Source organism: Paenibacillus hamazuiensis (genome assembly GCF_023276405.1).
GTDB lineage: Bacteria > Bacillota > Bacilli > Paenibacillales > NBRC-103111 > Paenibacillus_AF > Paenibacillus_AF hamazuiensis.
In genome coordinates, this window is the sequence record NZ_JALRMO010000001.1 from 2,112,864 (window position 1) to 2,136,473 (window position 23,610).

Below are 23,610 nucleotides of genomic sequence, written 5' to 3' on the forward strand. Positions count from 1 at the left end.
GCATGCTCGTAACGACATCGTACGATCCGACCGAAGAGCAGCTGGCACAAGCCCGCGATGCAGCGAAGAAGCTGGGAGCGCGGCTTATCCGCAGAGGACGGCTCGCCTTGGAGCGGATGAAGGAGCAATACGGCGATCCGTCCGTCGTTCTTGTAACGAAGGAACGAATCGAGTATCATCAAGAGGGATATCCACTTTTTTACTTTCACCCGAGCATGGCCCATGTACGCATCCAGCGGATGCTGAAGGGCGAACAGGACACGCTGATGGAGGCGGCCGGCGTTCGGCCCGGCGACCGCGTGCTCGACTGCACGGCAGGGCTGGCTTCGGATGCGATCGTTTTTTCCCATGCGGTGGGCGAAAGCGGATCGGTGGTTGCGCTCGAGAGCGAAAAGGTCGTCCAGTACATCGTAAAGGACGGTCTGGGACGCTACGAATCGGTGGTCGAGCCGATCAACCGGGCAATGCGCCGGGTGGAGCTGCTGCATGCCGATCATGCCGATTATTTGCGCGGCGCCGAAACGGACAGTGTGGACATCGTTTACCTGGACCCGATGTTCCGGCGGCCGATTCACGAGTCGAGCGCGATCAGCTCGATTCGCGGTTTGGCCAACGACATGGAAATTCGGGAAGAGACGATCCGCGAGGCGCGAAGAGTGGCCCGCCGTTGTATCGTTCTCAAGGAATCGAAACGCAGCGGAGAATTTGAAAGGCTCGGTTTTACGGATATCGTCGCCGTATCTCCGAAGCTGGCATATGGAGTGATTCGACTTTGAGCGACGGACCCGAAAAGCGGATGAAGCTGCTCGTGCTCGTCGGCCCGACGGCGGTCGGCAAAACGAAGCTAAGCCTGGAGCTGGCGGAGGCGCTGAATGCCGAAGTCATATCGGGCGATTCGATGCAGGTGTACCGGGGCATGGATGTCGGCACCGCCAAAGCGACGGAGGAAGAACGCCGCAGGGTGCCGCATCATATGATCGATATTCACGATCCGGACCATCCTTTTTCCGTCGCTGAATTTCAGGCAAAGGCGCGCGAGCTGATCGCGGAGATCGCCGGGCGAAACCGGCTGCCTTTTATCGTGGGGGGAACCGGACTGTATGTGGAATCCGTCTGCTACGCCTATGAATTCAGCGAAGGAGGCGGGGACGAGGAATTCCGCGAAGAGCAGCGCAAGTACGCGCTGGCTCATGGGGAAGAGGCGCTTCATGCCAAGCTTCGCGAAGTCGACCCGATCTCGGCGGACCGGCTGCATCCGAACGATCAGAGGAGGATCATTCGGGCGCTGGAAATTTACCATATGACCGGGATTCCGATGTCCGAACAGCTCGCCGCCCAAAAAAAGCAATCTCCTTACGAACTATGTATCGTCGGGTTGACAATGGAGCGCGGTTTACTATATAAACGTATTGAAGACCGCATCGACGAGATGATGGAGCAAGGACTCGTGCAGGAGGTGCGGCGGCTGCTGGACCAGGGATACACGACCGATCTGGTGTCGATGCAGGGGCTCGGATACAAGGAAATCGCCGCTTACTTACAAGGCAATCTGACTCTCGGGGAAGCGGTGGAGCTTCTGAAAAAAAACACGCGGCGTTTCGCCAAAAGGCAGCTGTCCTGGTTCCGCCACATGAAGGATATCGAGTGGGTGGACGTGACGGATACCGCAAATTTTCATGCCCATTTCCAGAAGATACATGCTATAATAACAGCAAAGCTGAAGCTGAACGACCATTTTGAAGGGGGCCCCTTTTCATGAACAAATCCATCAATATTCAAGACACGTTTTTGAACCAACTCCGTAAAGAAAACATCCCGGTAACCGTCTATTTGACGAACGGTTTCCAGATTCGGGGCCTGATTCGCGCATTTGACAACTTCACAATCATCATTGACAGCGAAGGCCGCCAGCAGATGGTGTATAAGCATGCGATCTCCACGTTTACACCGTCTCGTTCGGTAAACTTGCAGCAGCAGGATAACGCGGAAAACTGATATCATTCTGACGTTACCGTTATCAGCGCAACTTTTGACATGTGCAGCACGTCATAAAGAATAGAATGTAAGAGCAACCTTAAGTTTTTAGGGTTGTTCTTTTGCTTCTGGGGATTGGGAGAGGGAGGGGAGCAGCTGGGTATGGCAGAAAAAAAACAGACGGCCGTTAAGAAGCCGAGCGCCAAAAAGAAAAAGGGGAAAAAGGTTACGGCCGGCCGGGTGCTGGCGTGGACTCTTGTGGCGGGAGCTCTCGGCGTGATCGGAGCGCTCGGGTTATATGCGACGATTATTTTCAACGGGAACAAAATTTTGGCGGAAAACTGGGATAAGCTGGATATGCCCGAAGCTTCGCATGTGTTCGATGTGAACAACAACGAAGTGACGGTGCTGTACCGGGAAAACCGCGAAAGCGTAACGAGCAGCGAAATTCCAAAAAAGCTGGGGGAAGCGTTCATCGCCACGGAGGACCGCAGGTTCAACCAGCATTCCGGCGTCGATTTTGTCGCCATAGGCCGGGCGATCGTCAAAGATATTGTGGCGCGCAGCGCGGTCGAAGGCGGCAGCACGATCACGCAGCAGCTGGCGAAAAATCTGTTTTTGAATTCGAACAAAACGTTTTTCCGCAAAGCGACGGAAATGTCGATCGCAGTGGCGCTGGAAACCAAATTTTCAAAGGATGAAATTCTGGAAAGATATTTGAACCGGATCTTTTTCGGGAACGGGGCTTACGGGGTGAAGGCGGCGGCGAAAAAATATTTCGGCATCTCCGACCTGAACAAGCTGGAATTGTGGCAGATGGCGACGCTGGCGGCCATTCCGAAATCGCCGTCGAATTACAACCCGATCGACAATCCGGAAAAATCGAAGGAACGGCGCGACGTCGTGCTGAAGCTGATGGCCGACCAAGGTTATATCACTGAGGACGAACGCGCGAAAGCTTCGGCTCAGGAGTACGTTCCGCCGAAGGATACGAGCAACAAAAAAGATTACATGGCTTATCTCGACTATGTCATAAAGGAAGCTTCGGACGTGTACGGCATTTCCGAGGACGATCTGCTGCGAAACGGGTATAAGATTTATACCGCGATGGATGCGAGTGCGCAAAAGATCATGGAGCAGACGTACGAGAATCCGAAGTTTTTTCAAAAGGACGGCCCGGAGCAAAAAATTCAAAGCGCCATGGCGATCGTGAACAACAAGGATGGCGGCATCGTGGCGATGGTCGGCGGACGCGATTACGTCCGCAAAGGGCTGAACCGCGCAGCCGACCCTCGCGGCGCGCGTCAGCCGGGCTCGTCGTTCAAGCCGCTGATCGTATACGCCCCTGCCTTGGAGAAAGGATATTCGCCTTACAGCAAGCTGCAGGACGAAGAGACCACGTACAACGGCTATACGCCGCGCAACTACGACGGCGTGTATCGCGGCCAAGTCGATATGTTCGAAGCGGTGAAACGTTCGATCAACGCCCCGGCCGTTTGGCTCTTGAATGAGATTGGCATTAAGTACGCAACGGGTTTCGTGAATAAGCTGGGTATCACATTGGATAAACAGGATGCCAACCTTGCCATTGCCCTTGGGGGCTTAACGAAAGGCGTCACTCCGCTGCAAATGGCGACGGCGTATTCGGCTTTTCCGAACCAGGGTTACCTGAACCAGAGCCATGCGATCATTAAAATCATCGATGACGACGGCACCGAACTGGCGGCCTACAAGCCGAAGCGGACAGAACCGGTCATGAGCGCGAAAACGGCCTGGTACATGATCCAGCTGCTGCAGGGTGTTCTGGAGCCGGGAGGCACCGGGACGGCGGCGAAGCTCGATCGTCCGGCCGCCGGCAAAACCGGCACGACCCAGCTCGATCTGAAAGGTCTGGAGAAAAACAACCGCGACGTCTGGTTTGCCGGCTTTACGCCGGAATGGAGCGCTGCGGTATGGATGGGCTTCGACAAAACGGATACGAAGCATTACGTGCTGCCGTCCAGCGGTTCCATGCCGGCGGCGATCTTCAAGGAAGTGATGTCGAAGGCGCTGGCCAAGAAGCCGGCGACGCAGTTCGTCCGTCCGAACAACGTGCCGGATCTTACCGCGCCGCCGAAAGCGGTCGGCGACCTGAAAGCGGAGCTTCTGGAGGGGACAAATCCGGCAGTCGGGCTGACATGGTCGCCGATGGGCGACAAGCTGAGCTACAAGGTATACCGGAAAGAAGCGAAGGATAAGGACTTCCAGCTCCTCCAAACGGTTACGACAACCGATATGCGCGACCTGACGGTTGCTGCGGGCAGCTCGTACGAATATTATGTCGTTGCATTTAATCCGGAAAATAATACGGACAGCGACAAGTCCAATGTAGAAAAAATCGACGTGCCGCAACATGGCGCGGCGGATCCGCTTCATCCGCAGCAGCCGGGCGGTGCGATCGGACCCGGCGCCACGCCGCCCGGCACAACGAATCCGGGCGGCGTGCCGGGAACGACCCCGGGCGGTCAGACGCCCGGGACGACAAACGGCGGCGCGAAGACGAATGGCCCGGGAACCGGTGCCGGCAACGCGCCGGGAACCGGCGGGGCGGCGGGTGGAACCGCCCCGGGAACGTCACCCGTGCCCGGAGGCACGGGCACGGGGCAGACGGCGCCGGGTGCCGGTGGAACCGGCTCCGGCGCGCAAAACGGCGGCGGCCCCGGCACGGGCACGCCGGGCGGCACAGGCGCCGGCGCTACGCCGAAGCCGGCGGGCGGTGCGACGCCGGCACCGGGCGGAGCCGGCGGCAGCGCCACTCCCGCGCCCGGAGGCACGGGCGGCGGCGCAACAGCCCCGGCGGCGGGAACGCCCGCCGGGAACACTCCGGCGCCGGCCGGCAGCCCGGCGCCCGGCAGCGGCGGCACCGGGGCGATCGGCCCCGGCGCGGCGAATCCCGGCACGCCGGTCGTGACGCAGCCGGCGCGGTGATTTTTGATTTTTTCCGGTGTGATGTATAATGGACATTGGAAAAATCGCAGAATGGAGTGACAGTGGAACCAATGAAAGCAGTTCGCACATGGAAATGGATCGCCGTAATATCCGTCATTGTCCTGTTCCTCGCCGCATGCGGCACGAAGCCGGCGCCGAATCAGACGGCAGGACAGCAAGGCGGGCAAACGCAGGGCAGCCAGCCGAGCGGGCAGACGGGAGGCGCCGCCGCCGGTTCGGCGCAAGGACAAACGGGCAATCAGCAAGGTCAACAGAAAAGCTGGTCCAAACCGCCTGAAATGAAAATTGACCCGAATAAGTCGTATCAGGCAACAGTGAAAACCTCAAAGGGTACTTTCAAGGTGGAGCTGTTTGCCAAAGACGCGCCCAAAACGGTCAACAATTTCGTATTTTTATCCAAAGAAGGTTTCTATAACGACGTCGTTTTCCACCGCATCATGAAGACGTTTATGGTGCAAACCGGCGACCCGACAGGAACAGGGCGCGGCGGCCCGGGCTACCAATTCGAAGACGAGCTGAAATCGCCTTATAAATACGAGCCGGGCATCGTCGCGATGGCGAATGCGGGCCCGAATACGAACGGCAGCCAGTTTTTCATCTGCACCGGCGAAGACAGCAAAAACTTAAACAAAATGCCTAACTATACGATTTTCGGCAAGGTGATTGAAGGCATGGACATCGTGCAGGCGATTGCCGCTACGCCGGTTCAGGCAAGCGCCACGGGAGAAATGAGCAGCCCGAAGGAAAAAGTGACGATCCAATCGATCGAAATCACCGAAAAATAACGCGAAATTGCAGATTTAGTCGAACTTGCAACACTTGAAGCGGCACCAACACAGCGCAGAGATGCGCTGTTTCTTTTTCAGAGAAATTCGGGAAAAGGGGATGGGGATAGATGGCGCTGGAACGGCTGGACAGATACCGCGGCAGCCTGCTCGGATTGGCGGTTGGAGATGCGTTGGGGGCCCCGGTGGAAGGAAATTCGCCGGGCACCTTCGATCCGGTGACAGAGATGACGGGAGGCGGTACGGCGGGCCTCGCAGCCGGACAATGGACGGACGATACGGCGATGGCGCTTTGCCTTGCGGAAAGCTTGACGGAGAGAGGCGGATTTCATCCGCCCGATCAGATGGCCCGCTATGTGAAGTGGTATCGTGAAGGATACCTCAGCAGCACAGGAACCTGTATCGGCATCGGCGAGACGACGCGCGCGGCGCTGGAGCGTTTCGAAGCGACCGGAGATCCGTTTTCCGGCTCGCTGAACCCCATGACGGCAGGAAACGGTTCGATCATGAGACTCGCGCCGGTCGCCATGTTTTATGCCAGACAGCCGCTGACGGCGCTGATGAAATGCGGCGACAGCTCGATGACGACGCATGCATCCGTTCAGGCTGTCGATGCCTGCCGATATTTCGGCGGGCTGCTGGTCGGCGCACTCTCCGGGGAAAGCAAGGAAACGCTGCTTTCCGGGCGGTATACGCCGGCGCCCGGTTTTTGGGATCGCTATCCGCTTGTTCCCGACATCGATCGTGTCGCGCTTGGCTCCTATCGGTCGATGGAGCCTCCCGACATTCAGGGGAGCGGGTATGTCGCCAAATCGCTGGAAGCGGCGTTATGGGCTTTTTACCGGAGCTGCAGCTTCGCCGAAGGCGCGCTTCTCGCCGTCAATCTCGGCGACGACGCCGATACGACCGCTGCCGTATACGGACAGCTGGCCGGCGCCTACTACGGGGTGCAGACGATCCCGGACGAATGGCTGGGCAAACTTGCGAAGAAGGAATACATCGATGAGTTGGCACGCAAATTGTGCAGCCAATCCGAAGAGGTGAACGGATAATGACTTCAGAGCAAGTACCGTGCTTGTTGCTTCACGGATTTACCGGAGGACCTTTCGAGGTCGAGCCGATGGCCCGGTATCTGGAAAGTTTCGGATGCGCGTGCCGGACGCCGACGCTTCCCGGTCACGATCCCGAGCTGAAGGGACTGAAGGACGCGCGCTGGCATGAATGGATTCAGGCCGCTTCCGGAGAAGCGGAATATCTGGAGCGGCAGTACGGAACGTTCGATCTGGTCGGCTTCTCGATGGGGGGCCTGATCGCCGCATATTTGGCCAACCGGTTTGCAGTGAGGCGGCTGGTGCTGCTGAATGCGGCGGCGATCTACGTCAGTCCCGGTCGATTTGTGAGGGAGCTGGCGGAGCGGACGCGAACCTGGAAATGGAGCGACTGGAGCAAGGCGAAACGAACGCCGCTCAAGGCGACAGGACAGTTTCTGCGTCTCGCCCGCGAGCTGCGGCCCGAATTTTCCCTCGTAACCGTACCAACATTGGTCGTTCAAGGAGGGCTTGACCCGATCGTGCACCCTCGCAGCGCTCAGTATATATTTAACCGGCTTGCCGGGGAAAAAAAGCTGGTGACGTTTCCGGAATCCAAACATATGATCTGTCTCGAACCGGAAGCGGAGAGGCTGTTCGAACTCGTTCATCAATTTTTCAGATCAGAGGACCGGATATGAACGTAACGGGATTTAATCACATTACTCTGAAAGTATCCGATCTCGTCTTGTCGCTGGCTTTTTACGAAGATGTTCTCGGGATGAAGCTCGTTCACCGGGGACGTACGGACGTTTATCTCGAATGGGGCGGCGCCTGGATTTGCCTTGTGGAACGGCCCGTCCCGGATGAGAAGCCGCACACGAGTTTCCCGTCATCCTGCTGTGGAATGGACCATGTCGCTTTTTCCATAGGGGAAGAGGACTTCGATGCCGCGGTACATAAGCTGAAAAGGCACCAAGTGAACATCGTGAGAGGGCCGGTGGAGAGGGGAGGCGGACGATGCGTCAACTTTCTCGATCCGGACGGAATACAGCTCGAGCTCAATACCGGAAACCTCGCAGGGCGAATGGAGCACTGGAAGTAATCCTTAGAGCCACAAGACGGGTTGGCAAGCTCTTTGCGGCAGTTCTGTTGGTCATCTTGCTTTGGGCCGGATGGGTACAGTGGCGATTGTATTCGCTCGCCGATACGCTGCCGCAGCAGCCGGCAGACGTGGGCATCGTGCTGGGGGCGGCACTGTGGGGCGACGAGCCAAGCCCTGCTCTGAAGGAACGGCTCGACCGCGCCGCCGAGCTGTACAAGCAGCATATGTTTCCGCGGCTTATCGTTTCCGGCGGATACGATGTGCCAAACGCCAAGCTGACCGAAGCGGAAGGGATGCGCGATTATTTGGTCAATCTGGGGGTCCCGGCCAAGCAGATCGTTTTGGAAAACAAAGCGACGAGCACCTATGAAAACGTACTGTTCAGCAAACAGCTGATGGACCGCTCCGGATGGCGCAAAGCGATCGTTATCACCCACCGGTATCACGGGCTGCGCGCGCTTGAAATGGCGAAGAGCGTCGGTATGGAAGATCCGGGGCTGGCGGTGATGGACTCGAAGGCGCTTATCATGTGGTGGCATTTGGGACGGGAAACGCTCGCTTATACGAAATGGCAGTGGGACAAGCTGATGCTTCAGATCCCGGTCCTCCGGGGCGATTCCGTTCAAAATTAAAACAGCACCTCACCCGGCGAGACGGACGGCTATTGGCATGTCGTCCCTGCGTCGGGGAGGTGCTGTTCGTTTTGCGCCATTACCGTGATTCGTGAATGCTAATTATCCGTTTACGATCGTTCCGCCGTTCACATGCAGAATTTGCCCGGACATATAGGAGGAATCGCCGCAGGCGAGAAACACATAGCTCGGAGCCAGCTCTTCCGGCTGGCCGGCGCGTTTCATCGGCGTCGTGGAGCCGAACTTTGCCACCTGCTGCTCGTTAAAGGTCGACGGAATGAGCGGCGTCCAGATCGGCCCCGGAGCGACTCCGTTGACGCGAATGCCGCGCCCGATCAGCTGCTGCGACAATGAGCGGGTGAATGTGACGATGGCTCCTTTGGTCGCGGAGTAATCGACAAGCTGTTCGTTGCCTTCGTAGGCCGTAATCGACGCGGTGTTGATAATGGCCGACCCTTGCTGCAAATGCGGCAGCGCCGCTTTCGTCAAATAAAACATCGAAAAAATGTTCGTTCGGAACGTTTTTTCAAGCTGCTGGGCGCTGATGTCCGCTATGCTTTTTTGCGGGTGCTGCTCGGCGGCGTTGTTGACTAAAATATCGAGGCGGCCTAACGTATTGACCGTTTGCTCGATCGCTTGCTTGCAAAACGCTTCGTCGCCGATATCCCCGGCGATTGTCAGGCATTTGCGGCCTTCCTGCTCGACCTGGCGTTTCGTCTCCTCGGCATCGCCGTGCTCGTTTAAATAGACGATCGCCACATCGGCGCCTTCCTTGGCGTAAAAGACCGCAACCGCGCGGCCGATGCCGCTGTCTCCGCCCGTGATGACGGCCACTTTGCCGGTCAGCTTGCCGGCCGGTTTATACCGGTTATCCTCGAAAGCGGGGAGGGGGTTCATCTGCGATTCGATCCCGGGCTGCTGATTTTGGTGCTGGGGAGGGAACGTTTGCTTCTCTTGGGTTGTGGTAGGCACGTAAGCAATCTCCTTTGCAGAAATGGTTTCCCTTTTATCATGTTCCACACGTTCCCAATTATTCTTTGTCCCGGTAATGATAGTCATATAATCGGCGGTATCCTGACTTTTCGTAAAGCGAAACGGCAGGAGCATTGTCCGCCATCACTTGCAGATAGAGCCGCTCAGCACCGCGTTTTAACGCCCATGAGGCCAGATGATGCAGAATGAATGTCCCGACGCCGCGGCGGCGAAAGTCGGGATGAGCCGCTATGTTCGTAAAGCCGGCCCATCCGCGTTCGGTTACGGCCGTTCCGACTCCCGCGATTTTTCCGTTCATCCGAATCGATAAAAAAGCGCATTCGGGGGCAATACGCCCACAAAGCCCTTCGTAAAAAGGACGCCGCAATTCGGGAAACTGCTCCGCTTGCAAAAAGCCGTCGATCCAGTCGTCGTCCGCATTGTTCAGCAGCACCGCTTCAAATGCCGGCCCGTCAGATTTTTCGGGTGAGACGTCCGGCGGACTTGTCCGCTGAACCACCTCCCGGCAGTCGCCAATCATCATCGTGGTGACCGTATTTTTGACGTAACCTTCCTTTTCCAATCTCTCATCCAAGCCGTCCGGCGACGCCGGGCTGATATGGAAACGGGCCGGCAGCCTGTTCCTCGCATAAAACGCCTCGATGTCCTTCAACCAATCGTCGTTTCCCGGCATGCTGCCTGACGTATATACGCTGTTAGCCCTCCGCGTAACGCCTCCCGAATAACGGGCAATCCAATCTCCATAGCTCCACTGAACGGCAGCAGGCCACGTGTTGAAAGCAAGCTGCTCCAGCAATCCGATGTTGACCCCGGTAGCCAAGTTTTACCTCATCTCCTCTCCATGATGTGAAAAATAATACATAATAATGCATAAATATGCAATGGTTTCGTTGAAAATATGCAAAAAAGCGAAAATCCCATCGCAGGAATTTTCGCTTGCCCTCATGTTTTTTACTAAAAAAGCTTCACCTTAACCGTCGAGCAAACGGCCTATACCCGGTAATAGTCGCCTCTCCAATCTTTGACCGCTTTTTTGATCGCATCCGGCGACATGTTCTCCTTGAGCGCCTTTTCGCAAAGGGCAGGGAATTCCGCGTCACCGGCGAACCGCAGGGCGATCAGCTGCTTGATCGTCAGACGGGGGTCGATCCACCGTCCGGTCAGCTTGAAGTGGCGAATGTCTTCTTCGGTGCGAATCAGCCGATCCTGCACTTTGATCGCGTACACTCGCCCCATAAACGTCCCGACCAAACATACAACCCCGAGCAGCAGAACGAGAATGCTTACCAGCGCGCCGTTAGCGGCAAAGCCGGACACCGCATAGACGATTGAAAGGATGGCGGCGATGAGGCTGAGCGGGATAAGCACAAAATGGTAGATCGGCACCAACTGCCTATGATTGGCGTAATTTTGAGACGGTTGACTCATTTCCGGATTCCCCTTATCCATAGATTTCTTTACTCCCATTTAAATGAAAAGCTGGCGACGATAAAAGCGACCAGCATCCATCCGCCGAGCAGGGCCGCTTCCGGCCATAACGTGCCCAATCCCGATCCGACATTCATAATTTGCCGCAGAGCGGTGGAGAGGTGGGTGATCGGCAGCAGCTTGACGATCGGCTGCAGCAGCTCCGGCATGTTTTTGATCGGGAAAAACACGCCTCCGAGGAACATCAGCGGGAAGGAAATGAATCCGGCGATCGGGCCGGCGCTTTCCGGCGTTTTGGCAAGTCCCGCGATTATGAAGCCGATCGACATGAACGTGAGCGTCCCCAGGATAACGAATAAAATCAGCAGCAGCCACGAGCCGTTCACCTGCGTGCCGAAAAACAAATAACCGACCAACAGCACGATCAGCGCCTGAATGCCGTTTAAGACGAGCCGCGCCGTAATTTGCGCGGAAATAAACGTCGACGCCTTCAGCGTCGTGCTCTGCATCCTCCGCAAAATGCCGCGCTCCCGCCAGGCGGCGATTTGTCCGGCCACGCCGTTCAAGTTCGTTGACATGATCATCATCGCGACCATGCCGGGTACAAGGAAGTCGATATATTTGAGCTTGACTGCTTGAATGCCTTTCGCGTCGACAGTGATGAGCTGCTTGTATTGGACCAGCTGTTTGCTGATCGAGTCGGCCACTTGATCGACAACGGTGAGGCCCATCTGGGATACCGTCATGTTCGTTTCGTCGTAATAGACGGTAATTTTCGCATTCGCCGCGTTTCCGCTGCCTCCTGCCGGAGCATTTTTCAGCGTTTCCACCGCACTTCCATAGTTTTTCGGAATGACGATGACAAGCTGCCGGTCACCTTTTTTCAGCTGTTCCAGCGCCTGCGGCTGTTCGCTGAGCACGTCAAACGTGACGATCTTCAGCGAGCTCAGCGTGTCGATATATTGCTGCGATGCCGCAGAACGATCTTCGTCCACGAGCGCCGCATTAAGCGAAATGCCGTTCCCTCCTCCGAGAAACGAACCCAAAGAGACCATCAGCAAAATCGGGAATAGAATCGAGAAAAAGATGACGCCGCGGTTGCGCGAGAAAATGCGCAGCTGCGCCAAAGTCAGCTGTATGTACGCGTTCATGCTTCTCTGAGGCTCCTTCCCGTCATATGTAAAAAGACGTCCTCAAGTGTGGCCGTCCGCGTTTGCAGGTCTGAGAAGACAAGGCCGGTGCGGCTTGTGAATTGGATAAAATCGAGCAGCGACGCCTGCAAGTTATCGGTGTACAGCGTAATGACGTCTTCCCGCCGATCCGCCTGCTTCACTTCGTTCAGCCGGCCGAGCTTCTCGAGCAAATCGCCGTTCGCCTGACCGCCGGACAGCCTGAATTCGATCGCGCTGTCTGACTGCAGGCTGCGCACCAGATTGCGCGGCGTGTCGAGCGCGATGATTTCGCCTTTGTCCATGAGGCAGATGCGGTCGCACAGCACATGCGCTTCGTCCATGTAATGGGTGGAAAGCACGATCGTTTTGCCCTGCTCCTTCATGCGCAAAATGATGTCCCACAGCGTCCGGCGCGCCTGCGGATCAAGACCTGTCGTCGGTTCGTCGAGGAATACGACGAGCGGGTCGTTCAGCAGGGCGAGGGCGATAGCCAGCCGCTGCTTTTGTCCGCCGGACAAGTTTTTCACCCGGCCGCCGGCCTTGTCGGTCAAAATCATCTGCTCCAGCAAAGGTTCGACCGGAAGCGATTTTTTGTAAAAGCTGGCATACATGCGCATGATCTCTTTAACGGTGAGCAGCTCGAATAGCGAAGTTGACTGCAGCTGGACGCCGATCACTTCCTTGACCTTGTTCAGGGAGGTGTGGGTGTCATAGCCGGCGACTTTGGCGATCCCCGCATCCGGCTTGCGCAAACCTTCGATCATCTCCATTGTCGTCGTTTTTCCGGCACCGTTCGGGCCGAGCAGCCCGAAAATCTCTCCCTGCATCACCTGAAAACGGATGCCATTCACGGCGGTGAAATCGCCGTATCGCTTGACGAGGCCGTCAACCTCGATGACCGGCTTTGTGTTATCCGGCTTTGCATCCGCCACGTTTTTCATATCCGAAATCATAGGGCCCTCCTTTGGTAAGGTTGTTGGAGTCGTTCATACTGAACATTGATTTCATTTTGGTAATAAATTGCGGCATTAATCGTTACGCTGTTCCATGTTCGAGCGGATTTTCCGAAACAGCTCGAGCAGCATGAGCCGTTCCGCGGGGGTGAGAGGTTCCAGCATCTGCTGTGCCAGCGCATTGAGCAAATCCGGAAATCGCTGCATGAGGCCGGACGCTTTGTCCGTCATCGAGATGACGAAGCTGCGCCGGTCGTGCGGATCAAGCTTCCGTTCGATATACGTCTTTTGCTCCAGGCTGTCCAGAAGGCGGGTGAGCGTGCTATGGCTGACGTTAGGCATCCTCCGGGCGATTTCCTTGACTGCTTGCGAGCCGTTTTGCATAAGGATAAACAGAATGCTGCATTCATGCTGGTTCAGGTCGCAGCTGCTTTCAAAATGCTGGGCGTACCCTTTTATACGTCCGCCGATAAACATAATGAAGTCGCGGACCGATTCCGTCTGCCTGGTGTCTGAAGGTCGTTCCAACGCAAGTATCCTTTCTTTTCAAAATAAAATATTTTCAAAATGGTAATAATGTTCATTGTATATGGGGTTGGAACCATTTGTCAAACGCCGCTGCGGATAAAATCGTTGTACACAAATTTTTCTTAATCTTTCCTCTGCCGGCAGGGTATAATAAGAAAAGCTTCCGATCGAAGCCTACTCGATGAAGTGCATTCGTGTTTTGCTGGAAGCTTTTCTTGCGAATCAGATGTTTAACGCCTCCGGCTTATAAATTCTAATTCTAAGAAAAATAATAATTTCTTTTTACAAAATGGGCGAACCACTCACAAAATTCTGGGCTCCCGCGTATAATGCTAACACCAAGTGGAGAGGGAGTGGACCTGGGATGGCCGACCATATCAACATCACAAGGAATGCCCGCCAAATTAATGTCGTACTGCGGAGTCCCGAACCGGTTGTGACAACAGCCGCGGTCGAAGCGGAATCGCAGCCTTTTCATGCAAAACCGCTTTCCCAGCAAGGGCAATTCGGCGAGATCATGAAAGAGCTCGACCGGATGATTGGCCTCGATAACGTGAAAGAGCTCGTGTTTGAAATATACGCTCTGCTCCAAATCGGCAATTACCGGGCGGAAGCGGGGCTAACCAGCGGCTCGCAGGTTTATCACATGGTGTTCAAAGGAAACCCGGGCACTGGCAAAACGACCGTCGCCCGCATGATTGCCAAGCTGTTTCAAACGATGGGTGTGCTGTCCAAGGGCCATCTGATCGAAGTGGAACGCGCCGATCTCGTCGGCGAATATATCGGTCACACCGCGCAGAAGACGAGGGACATGGTGAAAAAGGCGCTTGGCGGCATTTTGTTCATCGACGAGGCTTACAGCTTGGCCCGCGGCGGTGAGAAAGATTTCGGCAAGGAAGCGATCGATTGCCTGGTCAAGTCGATGGAGGACCATAAAAACCAGTTTATTCTCATATTGGCCGGTTATTCCGAAGAGATGGATTATTTCCTGCGGATGAATCCGGGCCTTCCTTCGCGTTTTCCGATTCAGGTCGAATTTCCCGACTATACCGTCGATCAGCTGATGCAAATTGCCGAGCTAATGGTCAAGGAGCGCGAATATGTGCTGCTTCCGCAAACCGAGCTGAAGCTTCGCCAGCATTTGATGCAGGAGAAGCAAAATAACGAAATGTCCTTCAGCAACGCGCGTTACGTGCGCAATTTGATCGAAAAGGCGATGCGTCACCATGCGGTGCGGCTGCTTAATTCAAACACGCAGCAGCCTTCCAAGCAGGAGCTGATGATGATCCGGCCGGAGGACATCCGTTTTGACAAAAAATAAGGAGATTATGTCCCGTATATGAAAAAAACAAGCCATGAAATCAACGAACACATCCAGGACCGGGCCGTGCTGGTCAGCCTCGTTCTGAAAAATTCCAGGCAATCGGACGAGGAAGCGGAATATTCGCTGCAGGAGCTCGTCAATCTGGCGGAAACCGCCGGCGTGCAGGTGCTTGCCACGATGACGCAGCATAAGGAATCGCCGGATACGAAATGGTTTATCGGCAAAGGCAAGGCGGAAGAGCTGCGCGACCTGCTCGAAAAAACGGACGCGACGACGGCGATTTTCGACCAGGAGTTGTCCGGTGCGCAGGTGCGCAACCTTGAGGAGTTTCTCAACGTCAAAATCATCGACCGCACGCAGCTTATTCTCGATATCTTCGCGCAGCGGGCGCGTACGCGCGAAGGCATTATCCAAGTCGAACTGGCGCAGCTCAGTTATTTGCTGCCGAGACTGTCCGGCCACGGCAAAAACTTGTCGCGGCTCGGCGGCGGCATCGGTACCCGCGGTCCCGGCGAGACGAAGCTCGAGACGGATCGCCGCCATATCCGCGACCGCATCGGCGAACTGAAGCGGCAGCTGGAGGAAGTGACCCGGCACCGTACCCTACATAGAGAGCGCCGGAAGAAAACCGGCATTTTTCAAGTCGCTTTGGTCGGTTATACGAACGCCGGCAAATCGACGCTGCTTAACAAGCTGACGAATGCCGACGTTTATGCCGAAAATCAGCTGTTCGCGACGCTTGATCCGACATCGCGTACGCTTACGCTGCCGAGCGGCAAAGACATCGTGCTGACCGATACGGTCGGTTTTATCCAAAACCTGCCCCACGATTTGATCGCCGCTTTCCGGGCTACGTTGGAGGAAGCATGTGAGGCCGATCTGATTTTGCACGTCGTCGACAGCTCGTCACCGATGCGCGAGGTGCAGATGCGCGTCGTTGCCGAGGTGCTGAGCGAGCTCGGGGCCCATCAGGAGCAGATCACGCTGTTTAACAAAATCGATATGTGCGAGCCGCGTGAATGTGAGATGCTTTCGACCGACGGCGAGTTTTTGAAAGTATCGGCTTTAAACGAATCCGATTTGGATAAAATCAAATGGACCTTGCAGGAAAAGCTGATGGGGGACAAGAAGACGTTCCGTATTCCGGCAGAGAAAGGGGATTTGATTTCGCTCGTTTACCGTGTAGGGGAAGTGCTGGAGAACGAAGTGGACGGCGGCGATATGCTGTTCCAGGTTCGTATCAACAACAAGGAATTTGAAAAGGTCGGCTATTTGCTGGCGAATTACGACCTGTCACAAATGCAAAATAAGGGAGAGGCTTCACAGCATGAATTTTAACGAAACTATCGGCTCGCTGCAGGAGCGGGCCGAACGGATGATCGACGGCCGGATGCGCGAAATCGACCGGCTTATCGATCTCAATCAATGGAAAGTGATCCGGGCTTTCCAAAAGCATAAGGTCAGCGATTATCATTTTGCCGGGTCCACGGGCTACGGTTATAACGACCGGGGACGGGAGGTGCTCGACCTTGTTTATGCGGACGCGTTTGGCGCCGAAGCGGCGCTGGTGCGCCCGCATTTTGTGTCTGGCACGCACACGATCGGTACGGCGCTGTTCGGCGTTTTGCGGCCCGGCGACCGGATGGTTTCGATCACGGGCAAACCGTATGACACGCTGCACAAGGTGATCGGAAAACCCGGCGACGGAAAAGGCTCGCTGCAGGATTTCGGCATCGAATACGACGAGGTGCCGCTGCTGCCGGACGGTTCACCCGACTATCCGGCGATCGAACGCTCCATTACCGCGTCGACAAAGCTTGTCGCGATCCAGCGGTCGCGCGGCTACTCGTGGCGGCCGTCGTTTACTGTTGAGCAGATCGGGGAGATGGTGCGGTTCGTCAAGGAAATCAAACCGGATGTCCTCGTGTTTGTGGACAACTGCTACGGGGAGTTTACCGAGCTCAAGGAGCCGACCGAGGTTGGAGTCGATCTGATGGCCGGCTCGCTGATCAAAAATCCGGGAGGCGGCATCGCCCCGACCGGAGGATATATCGCCGGGAAAAGCGAATATGTCGAGCTTGCCGCTTACCGTTTGACGGCGCCGGGCATCGGAGGCGAGGTAGGGGCGATGCTGGGGACGACACGGGCGATGTTTCAAGGGCTTTTCCTCGCTCCTCATTTGGTGGGACAGGCCGTGAAAGGCTCTGTTTTCGCCGCGGCATTGTTTGAGCAGCTCGGTTTCGAAAGCCATCCGCGCTGGTCTGATCCGCGCACCGATTTGATCCAGGCGATCCGCTTCACAAGCGCGGAACATTTGATTGCGTTCGTTCAAGGCATCCAGCAGGCCGCGGCCGTCGATTCGCATGTCGTTCCCGAACCGTGGGATATGCCCGGCTATGAAAACCCGGTTATCATGGCCGCGGGAACTTTCATTCAGGGCGGCAGCCTGGAGCTGTCCGCCGATGCCCCGATCCGCGAGCCGTACATTGCGTACATGCAGGGAGGGCTGACCTACTCCCACTGTAAGCTCGGCGTACTGACGGCTCTTCAGAACATGGCCGACCGCGGATTATTGTTACTTAACATTACATAATTCGGGAGTCTGTTTCACGAAAGAATCTTGAATTTATTCAGCAGTTTGTACAAAGGGAATGGATTTGCCTCGGAAAGCTTGCGGCCGCCTACTGACCCAAAAACCTAACACAACTTGACACGTTTTTGTTAGAACGTTACAATAAAGTTACGTTCACACTGTACAGGAGTGATAGGTCATGAGTGATGAAATTCGCAGAAATATGGCGCTCTTTCCGATCGGCATCGTCATGAAGCTGACGGACCTCACAGCGCGGCAAATCAGATATTACGAGCAGCATGAACTGGTCATACCGGCCCGGACTTCCGGGAACCAGCGTCTTTACTCCTTCAACGATGTCGAGCGGCTTCTCGAGATCAAGGATTTGATCGAGAAGGGTGTCAACATCGCCGGGATCAAGCAGGTGCTTCTGCCCGTATCCAAGGATTCCGAGGAAGCCACCGTCATCACCGAGCAAACCGAAGTTAAACGCAAGGAATTGACCGATACCCAGCTGCATAGAATGCTCAAGCAGCAGCTGCTTGGCGGCGGCAAACGCCCGGGCCAAGTATCGCTTATACAAGGGGAGCTTTCCCGGTTTTTCCACTAAAGCGTTTGCAAAGAGTATGTTCAAAACTTAAATCGGGTTTCGGGCATACTCTTCATTTTGTACATATCCTAAGGAGGAGATTTTTACAGTGGCTGACAAAACTTATACGAAAGAAGACATTTTGCGCATCGCGAAAGAAGAAAATGTTCGCTTCATCCGCCTTCAGTTTACCGACCTGCTCGGTACGATCAAGAATGTGGAAATTCCCGTAAGCCAGCTGGAAAAAGCGCTCAACAACAAAATGATGTTTGACGGATCCTCCATCGAAGGTTACGTGCGGATTGAGGAATCCGACATGTATTTATATCCGGATTTAAGCACCTGGGTTGTTTTTCCATGGGTGACCGAAGATAAAGTAGCCCGTTTGATTTGCGACATTTATTTGCCGGACGGCCGTCCGTTCCCGGGGGACCCGCGCTGCATTTTGAAAAACGCCCTGAAGGAAGCCGAGGAGATGGGCTTTACGGCGATGAATGTCGGTCCGGAACCGGAGTTTTTCCTGTTCAAGACGGACGAGAAGGGCAATCCGACCCAGGAGCTGAACGACCAGGGCGGTTATTTCGATCTTGCACCGACGGATCTTGGGGAAAACTGCCGCCGCGAAATCGTCATCACGCTGGAGGAAATGGGCTTTGAGATCGAAGCCTCCCACCATGAGGTAGCACCCGGACAGCACGAAATCGACTTTAAATATGCCGATGCGCTCAAAGCGGCCGACCAGATCCAAACGTTCAAGCTCGTCGTTAAAACGATCGCCCGCAAGCACGGCTTGCACGCCACATTTATGCCGAAACCTCTGTTCGGCGTGAACGGGTCGGGTATGCACTGCCATCAGTCGCTGTTCCGCGGCAACGAAAATGCGTTTTACGATGAAAGCGACAAGCTCGGCCTCAGTACAACCGCCAGATATTATATGGCAGGCATTTTGAAGCATGCCCGTGCGTTCGCTGCGATCACAAACCCGACCGTCAACTCGTACAAGCGTCTGGTACCGGGTTATGAAGCTCCTTGTTACGTAGCATGGTCAGCCAGCAACCGCAGCCCGATGATCCGTATCCCGGCTTCCCGCGGCCTCAGCACCCGGATCGAAGTGCGCAATCCGGATCCGGCGGCAAATCCTTATTTGGCTCTGGCTGTCATGCTGAAGGCCGGTCTTGACGGCATCAAGCACAAAACGCAGCTGCCGCCGCCAACCGACCGCAACATTTACGTCATGAGCGACGAAGAGCGCGAAGAGCAAGGGATCCCGAGTCTGCCGGTGAATCTGAAAACGGCAATTGACGAGCTTTTGCGCGACGATGTGATCTGCGACGCGCTCGGCGATCATGCTCTGGCGCATTTCGTGGAATTGAAAGAAATCGAATGGGACATCTATCGGACCCAGGTGCACGCTTGGGAAAGAGACCAGTACATGTCGTTGTACTAATACTAAGAAAAAAAGCCCCTCTTGCCTCGGCTTCGGCCGGCGAGAGGGGCTTTATTGCATTTGCATGAGGGATGGCGATCGTCGATTAATGAATGTCTCTGAACAGTCCGATCACTTTGCCCAGGATGGTTACGTTTTTCAAAATAATCGGTTGAAGAGTGGGATTCTCGGGCTGCAGGCGGAAATGATCGCGTTCCTTGTAGAAGCGCTTCACCGTTGCTTCATCATCTTCCGTCATGGCGACGACGATGTCGCCGTTGTTGGCGGTCGGCTGCTGGCGGACGATGACGTAGTCGCCGTCGTGGATGCCGGCATCGATCATGCTGTCGCCGATGACGCTGAGCATGAACACGTTGTCGTCGTTCACATAATGGCTCGGAAGCGGGAAATAATCTTCGATGTTTTCAGTGGCCGTAATAGGTACGCCGGCGGTTACCCGCCCGATGAGCGGCACCCGCACGACGGAAAGAGCGAAAGCGCCCGATCCTTCGCCGCTGCCGTCCAAAATTTCGATGGCTCTAGGCTTGGTGGCGTCCCGGCGAATTAAACCTTTCTTCTCCAGTCTTTCCAAATGTCCATGAACTGTGGAACTGGAGGCTAGTCCCACCGCTTCGCCGATCTCTCTGACGGACGGCGGGTAACCTTTGTCTTTGACCTCATTTTTAATAAATTCCAGTATCGCTTGCTGGCGGTTGGAAATTTTCCCCACGGTCATCACTCCATATTTGTATTCGTTATCCAAAGTATAGCACAGAACCGGAGTTCGTACAAACATAAGTTCGAGAAAACATATTGACCCAAACGAATGTTCGTGTTATTATGAGACCAGAACAAATGTTTGGAGGTCATTTCAATGTATACAAATTCAGCGTTAGTAAATAACAAAGCAGACACATCGGTGATTAAACATAAAAAGCTTGTTCGCTTTTTGTTCGTATTGTTTGTCGTTTCAATCATATTTACTTTTTCTGCTTTAGTAACGGTGTATGCGAGCGGAGAATCGGCCTCGGTCAAAACTTCCGGAACCGCGGAGACCAGATCAGTTGTCGTTATGCCAGGAGACACGCTGTGGTCAATCGCTTCCGCCAACAAAACGCGAGATCAGGACATACGTACATACATCGATAAAATCAAGGAAGCGAACAAGTTGAAGAGCAGCGTTTTGAAGGAAGGCCAGCTGTTATTTTTACCTTGACCTTTCGTACGTTCTGCCACCGTGTTATACTAAGTTTACCATTTTCATAGAGAGGGTGGGGTAGAACGTTGGAACAATTGCTAAGGGAATTGTTGGACCGCTTCACCGGCCTAGAAAATCGAATGATCGGCCTTGAAAATCGCTTCATCGGCCTCGAAGATCGGATGATCGGCTTGGAGAACCGCATGTCCGGTTTGGAAGACCGGATGACCAAGCTGGAAAACAATATGCAGGAAGTAAGGGCGGAAGTTCGGGAGCTGAATCAGCGGGTGGACAGGCTGGAGAAGACTCTTCAAGAATATCATGCGGAAAATATCAATGCCGACAATGTTATTCTTGAAAAAGTCAGGTTGACCCATGACAGATTGGATTACCAATTAAGCAGAATCGCCAAAGCTGAGGAACAGCTTCATTTACTTGTACATAATTAATGATCAGGCCCTATCGAGGGCCTTTTTACTTTGTCTGTGAAGCTGGCTTGACAATATGTACAGACAATGTCAAAGTATATTTTGTATTTTGGAAAAATGGACTATGAAGGCGAACATCGGGAGGACACTCATGAGCGAAAACAATCCGGACTATATTGAGCGAATTAATCAGTTGGCCAGGAAAGCGAAAGCCGAGGGGCTTACGGACGCGGAAATCGACGAACGCAACGAATTGAGAAAAAGGTATATAGAAGCATTTAAAACTTCGCTGCGTGTCCAATTGGACAATATCAAATTTGTCGATAAAGAAGAGTAGAAGATTAAGTTATTAGGGGGATCGGAATGTCGCGAAAATGGGAACGCATGGTTCAAAAAAATACGAAGCATCTGAATAAGCAGCGGGTGAAAGTTGGGAAAAAACCGCTCTCCGGCGCTTCATCCGACGAAGGGGTGACGATTCGCGGGAGAAGCTGGTTTTTTCCCGTCATATTGATCGCGGTCGGTATTTTCTGCTTTATTTCGTTCCGGGGCCTTGCCCAGCAGGACAATATGTATTGGATAACGGGCGGCTGTTATATTTTGCTCGGTATATTTACATATCTCGTTCGCCGGCCTTATTTGAAAATCGGAAAAAAGGAGCTGTCCACCCGCCGGTTTTCCGGAGTGCGCACGCTGGAAGCTGCCGATATTAAGCAGATCACGCTGATGAAAAACGCGTTTATCATCGAAGGTAAACAGAAAAATGCGCGGTGGATTTTTTCGCAATTTTATCATTTAATGGACATGGGTCAAGCGGCGGCTCAGCTTAGGGAATTTGCCAAAACTCACGCGGTTCCTTTAAAAGACGAAGTGTAATCGAAGCTAACAACAGAGGGGAGCAATAGATTTTATGGCCATTAAGGCAGTATTATTCGATTTGGACGATACGCTGCTGTGGGACGAACGCAGCGTTAAAGAAGCTTTCCGCGCGACCTGTGAGGAAGCGGGAAAACAAACCGGAGTGGACCCGGTTCGGTTGGAGGAAGAAGTTCGCAAGGAAGCCAGAGCTTTGTACGAATTGTATGAAACGTTTCCTTTCACCAAAATGATCGGCATCAACCCGTTCGAGGGATTGTGGGCCCACTTCACGGAAGGGAAACAGGAGCAGTTTCGCAAGCTGCAGCAGCTGGCACCCGGATATCGCCGCGAATCGTGGACTCGCGGTTTGAAGGCTTTAGGCGTAGACGATCCGGAACTTGGCTTTAAGCTCGGAGAAATGTTCGGCGCCGAACGGCGCGCCCGGCCGATTGTTTACGAAGAAACGTTCGAAGTGCTGGATCAATTAAAAGGCCGCTACAAGCTGCTGCTGCTGACGAACGGATCGCCGGATTTGCAGAAGGAAAAGCTGGCCGGCGTGCCGGAACTCACTCCGTACTTTGATCATATCGTCATCTCGGGTGATTTTGGCGAAGGAAAACCTGCCGTTTCGATTTTCAAACATGCGATGGAACTGCTCGGTATCGAAGCGGGCGAAGGCGTCATGATCGGCGACAAGCTGACGACCGATATTCTCGGTTCCAATAGTGTCGGCATGAAAAACATGTGGATCAACCGCCACGGAGTGCAGCGCTCCGACGAAATTATACCTGCTTACGAAATTCAAAACTTGCGCCAAATCCAAGGTATTATCGATTCGATATCTTAATATAAAAGATTAAGCCCGCCGCTCTTTCGTTAAGAGTAGGCGGGCTTTTTCCGTTCAGCGACATGCCATTCACGCAGGAGCGTGTTACGCTTTTTGGAAAGACGGATCGTCATACGGCTGGGCAACCCATCCGGCTGGTTCGATGAACAGGCGGACTGCAACAATTTGCCGATTTTCCATCAATGTAAAGAAATGAGGCTTGTTTTCCGGTACGGAAATAACGTCGCCGGCTTCAAGCTCCACGTCGAAATAACCGACGTCGTCGGTGCCCTTGATGATGAAAATGCCTTTGCCGGCTGTGATCGCACGGACTTCGTCTTCGGTATGCGTATGCACTTGCTCGAATTTTTTGAGCAGCTCATCGAGATTCGGCGTGGCGTCGGACAAAGCGATGACATCCCAAGTCTTATAACCGCGGCGTCCGGCAAGGTCGCGAATTTCGCTGTCGAACGCGGATAAGATTTGGTTTTTTTCATCGTCGGAAAGAACGAACTTTTCCTGAAGATCAGCAGGAAGTTTGTTTGCGTTCCAATGTTCGTACAGTACTTCTTGTTTATCCAAAAAAGCTTTTACATTCGCTTCTCCGGAAATGCGTTCGTTCGTATTGCGGATACGAATTTCAGCCATGGGATATCCCTCTTTTCATATAAAAGTTGTCGTCAATCTAATATTATAGTGGATTGCCCGAATGATGTCGATGAGAAAATCAACTCATTCTTATTTACATTATTCGTGTAAAATCGCTATAATAAACTGATAACGAAACGGTGAACAAGGCTCCG

27 protein-coding genes are annotated in these 23,610 nt (G+C 54.2%); 19 read left to right on the plus strand and 8 right to left on the minus strand.

What is annotated here, in order from left to right; genetic code table 11:
* Positions 1-2 precede the first annotated feature (2 nt).
* From MYS68_RS09210 to MYS68_RS09250, 9 genes are all read left to right on the plus strand, one after another.
* Entirely contained in the window at positions 3-776 is a 774-nt protein-coding gene (locus MYS68_RS09210) for a class I SAM-dependent methyltransferase (protein ID WP_248925554.1), read from the plus strand.
* Positions 777-796: 20 nt separating this feature from the next.
* Positions 797-1,759, plus strand: a complete 963-nt coding sequence (gene miaA, locus MYS68_RS09215; protein WP_420852211.1) for a tRNA (adenosine(37)-N6)-dimethylallyltransferase MiaA — start codon at positions 797-799, stop codon at positions 1,757-1,759.
* Positions 1,756-1,995, plus strand: a complete 240-nt coding sequence (gene hfq / locus MYS68_RS09220; protein ID WP_248925556.1) for an RNA chaperone Hfq — start codon at positions 1,756-1,758, stop codon at positions 1,993-1,995. Before miaA ends, hfq begins: the two co-directional genes overlap by 4 nt.
* A gap of 141 nt (positions 1,996-2,136) precedes the next feature.
* On the plus strand, positions 2,137-4,941 hold the full coding sequence (locus MYS68_RS09225; protein WP_248925557.1) for a transglycosylase domain-containing protein: 2,805 nt from the start codon (positions 2,137-2,139) through the stop codon (positions 4,939-4,941).
* Between the two features lie 71 nt (positions 4,942-5,012).
* Positions 5,013-5,747: a peptidylprolyl isomerase gene (locus MYS68_RS09230; protein ID WP_248925558.1), complete on the plus strand. Its 735-nt coding sequence runs from the start codon at positions 5,013-5,015 to the stop codon at positions 5,745-5,747.
* 110 nt (positions 5,748-5,857) lie between these two features.
* Positions 5,858-6,799, plus strand: a complete 942-nt coding sequence (locus tag MYS68_RS09235) for an ADP-ribosylglycohydrolase family protein (RefSeq protein WP_248925559.1) — start codon at positions 5,858-5,860, stop codon at positions 6,797-6,799.
* Positions 6,799-7,476 (plus strand): alpha/beta hydrolase, encoded by a 678-nt coding sequence (locus tag MYS68_RS09240; protein WP_248925560.1) that lies wholly within the window; start codon positions 6,799-6,801, stop codon positions 7,474-7,476. The genes MYS68_RS09235 and MYS68_RS09240 overlap by 1 nt, the downstream gene beginning before the upstream one ends.
* Positions 7,473-7,880, plus strand: a complete 408-nt coding sequence (locus MYS68_RS09245) for a VOC family protein (RefSeq protein WP_248925561.1) — start codon at positions 7,473-7,475, stop codon at positions 7,878-7,880. The genes MYS68_RS09240 and MYS68_RS09245 overlap by 4 nt, the downstream gene beginning before the upstream one ends.
* Before the next feature lie 47 nt (positions 7,881-7,927).
* Positions 7,928-8,512: a YdcF family protein gene (locus tag MYS68_RS09250; RefSeq protein ID WP_248925562.1), complete on the plus strand. Its 585-nt coding sequence runs from the start codon at positions 7,928-7,930 to the stop codon at positions 8,510-8,512.
* A 102-nt stretch (positions 8,513-8,614) separates the two neighbouring features.
* On the opposite strand, the gene MYS68_RS09255 is transcribed toward MYS68_RS09250, so the two are convergent.
* The 6 genes from MYS68_RS09255 to MYS68_RS09280 all read right to left on the minus strand — a co-directional run bounded on the left by MYS68_RS09255 (position 8,615) and on the right by MYS68_RS09280 (position 13,586).
* Positions 8,615-9,484: an SDR family oxidoreductase gene (locus MYS68_RS09255; RefSeq protein WP_248925563.1), complete on the minus strand. Its 870-nt coding sequence runs from the start codon at positions 9,482-9,484 to the stop codon at positions 8,615-8,617.
* A 58-nt stretch (positions 9,485-9,542) separates the two neighbouring features.
* Positions 9,543-10,325 carry a GNAT family N-acetyltransferase gene (locus MYS68_RS09260; protein ID WP_248925564.1) on the minus strand — a complete coding sequence of 261 codons (783 nt, stop codon included), beginning with the start codon at positions 10,323-10,325 and terminating at the stop codon, positions 9,543-9,545.
* A 170-nt stretch (positions 10,326-10,495) separates the two neighbouring features.
* Entirely contained in the window at positions 10,496-10,933 is a 438-nt protein-coding gene (locus MYS68_RS09265) for a DUF6526 family protein (protein ID WP_248925565.1), read from the minus strand.
* Between the two features lie 29 nt (positions 10,934-10,962).
* On the minus strand, positions 10,963-12,084 hold the full coding sequence (locus MYS68_RS09270) for an ABC transporter permease (protein ID WP_248925566.1): 1,122 nt from the start codon (positions 12,082-12,084) through the stop codon (positions 10,963-10,965).
* Positions 12,081-13,058, minus strand: coding sequence for an ABC transporter ATP-binding protein (locus MYS68_RS09275; protein ID WP_420852103.1), 978 nt, complete (start codon positions 13,056-13,058; stop codon positions 12,081-12,083). The genes MYS68_RS09270 and MYS68_RS09275 overlap by 4 nt, the downstream gene beginning before the upstream one ends.
* A gap of 75 nt (positions 13,059-13,133) precedes the next feature.
* Positions 13,134-13,586, minus strand: a complete 453-nt coding sequence (locus MYS68_RS09280) for a MarR family winged helix-turn-helix transcriptional regulator (RefSeq protein WP_248925567.1) — start codon at positions 13,584-13,586, stop codon at positions 13,134-13,136.
* 364 nt (positions 13,587-13,950) lie between these two features.
* Between MYS68_RS09280 and spoVK the strand changes: the two genes are divergently transcribed.
* The 5 genes from spoVK (at position 13,951) to glnA (ending at position 19,518) form a co-directional block, all read left to right on the plus strand.
* Positions 13,951-14,907: a stage V sporulation protein K gene (gene spoVK, locus MYS68_RS09285; RefSeq protein ID WP_248925568.1), complete on the plus strand. Its 957-nt coding sequence runs from the start codon at positions 13,951-13,953 to the stop codon at positions 14,905-14,907.
* A gap of 18 nt (positions 14,908-14,925) precedes the next feature.
* Positions 14,926-16,248 carry a GTPase HflX gene (hflX, locus tag MYS68_RS09290; RefSeq protein ID WP_248925569.1) on the plus strand — a complete coding sequence of 441 codons (1,323 nt, stop codon included), beginning with the start codon at positions 14,926-14,928 and terminating at the stop codon, positions 16,246-16,248.
* A complete protein-coding gene (locus tag MYS68_RS09295) occupies positions 16,238-17,503 on the plus strand; it encodes a methionine gamma-lyase family protein (protein WP_248925570.1) in 1,266 nt (421 codons plus the stop codon). The genes hflX and MYS68_RS09295 overlap by 11 nt, the downstream gene beginning before the upstream one ends.
* Before the next feature lie 178 nt (positions 17,504-17,681).
* Positions 17,682-18,092 carry a MerR family transcriptional regulator gene (locus tag MYS68_RS09300; RefSeq protein WP_248925571.1) on the plus strand — a complete coding sequence of 137 codons (411 nt, stop codon included), beginning with the start codon at positions 17,682-17,684 and terminating at the stop codon, positions 18,090-18,092.
* A gap of 88 nt (positions 18,093-18,180) precedes the next feature.
* Entirely contained in the window at positions 18,181-19,518 is a 1,338-nt protein-coding gene (glnA, locus tag MYS68_RS09305; RefSeq protein WP_248925572.1) for a type I glutamate--ammonia ligase, read from the plus strand.
* Positions 19,519-19,603: 85 nt separating this feature from the next.
* On the opposite strand, the gene lexA is transcribed toward glnA, so the two are convergent.
* On the minus strand, positions 19,604-20,227 hold the full coding sequence (gene lexA, locus MYS68_RS09310; RefSeq protein WP_248925573.1) for a transcriptional repressor LexA: 624 nt from the start codon (positions 20,225-20,227) through the stop codon (positions 19,604-19,606).
* A 144-nt stretch (positions 20,228-20,371) separates the two neighbouring features.
* Between lexA and MYS68_RS09315 the strand changes: the two genes are divergently transcribed.
* From MYS68_RS09315 to MYS68_RS09335, 5 genes are all read left to right on the plus strand, one after another.
* Positions 20,372-20,713 (plus strand): LysM peptidoglycan-binding domain-containing protein, encoded by a 342-nt coding sequence (locus tag MYS68_RS09315; protein ID WP_248925574.1) that lies wholly within the window; start codon positions 20,372-20,374, stop codon positions 20,711-20,713.
* Positions 20,714-20,781: 68 nt separating this feature from the next.
* Positions 20,782-21,144: a hypothetical protein gene (locus MYS68_RS09320; RefSeq protein WP_248925575.1), complete on the plus strand. Its 363-nt coding sequence runs from the start codon at positions 20,782-20,784 to the stop codon at positions 21,142-21,144.
* Positions 21,145-21,274: 130 nt separating this feature from the next.
* On the plus strand, positions 21,275-21,460 hold the full coding sequence (locus MYS68_RS09325; RefSeq protein WP_248925576.1) for a DUF896 domain-containing protein: 186 nt from the start codon (positions 21,275-21,277) through the stop codon (positions 21,458-21,460).
* 26 nt (positions 21,461-21,486) lie between these two features.
* Positions 21,487-21,999, plus strand: coding sequence for a hypothetical protein (locus tag MYS68_RS09330; RefSeq protein ID WP_248925577.1), 513 nt, complete (start codon positions 21,487-21,489; stop codon positions 21,997-21,999).
* Between the two features lie 34 nt (positions 22,000-22,033).
* Positions 22,034-22,828: an HAD family hydrolase gene (locus MYS68_RS09335; RefSeq protein WP_248925578.1), complete on the plus strand. Its 795-nt coding sequence runs from the start codon at positions 22,034-22,036 to the stop codon at positions 22,826-22,828.
* Between the two features lie 84 nt (positions 22,829-22,912).
* Here the strand turns inward: MYS68_RS09335 and MYS68_RS09340 are convergent, their stop codons facing one another.
* Positions 22,913-23,455, minus strand: a complete 543-nt coding sequence (locus MYS68_RS09340; protein WP_248925579.1) for a 1,2-dihydroxy-3-keto-5-methylthiopentene dioxygenase — start codon at positions 23,453-23,455, stop codon at positions 22,913-22,915.
* Positions 23,456-23,610: the final 155 nt, after the last annotated feature.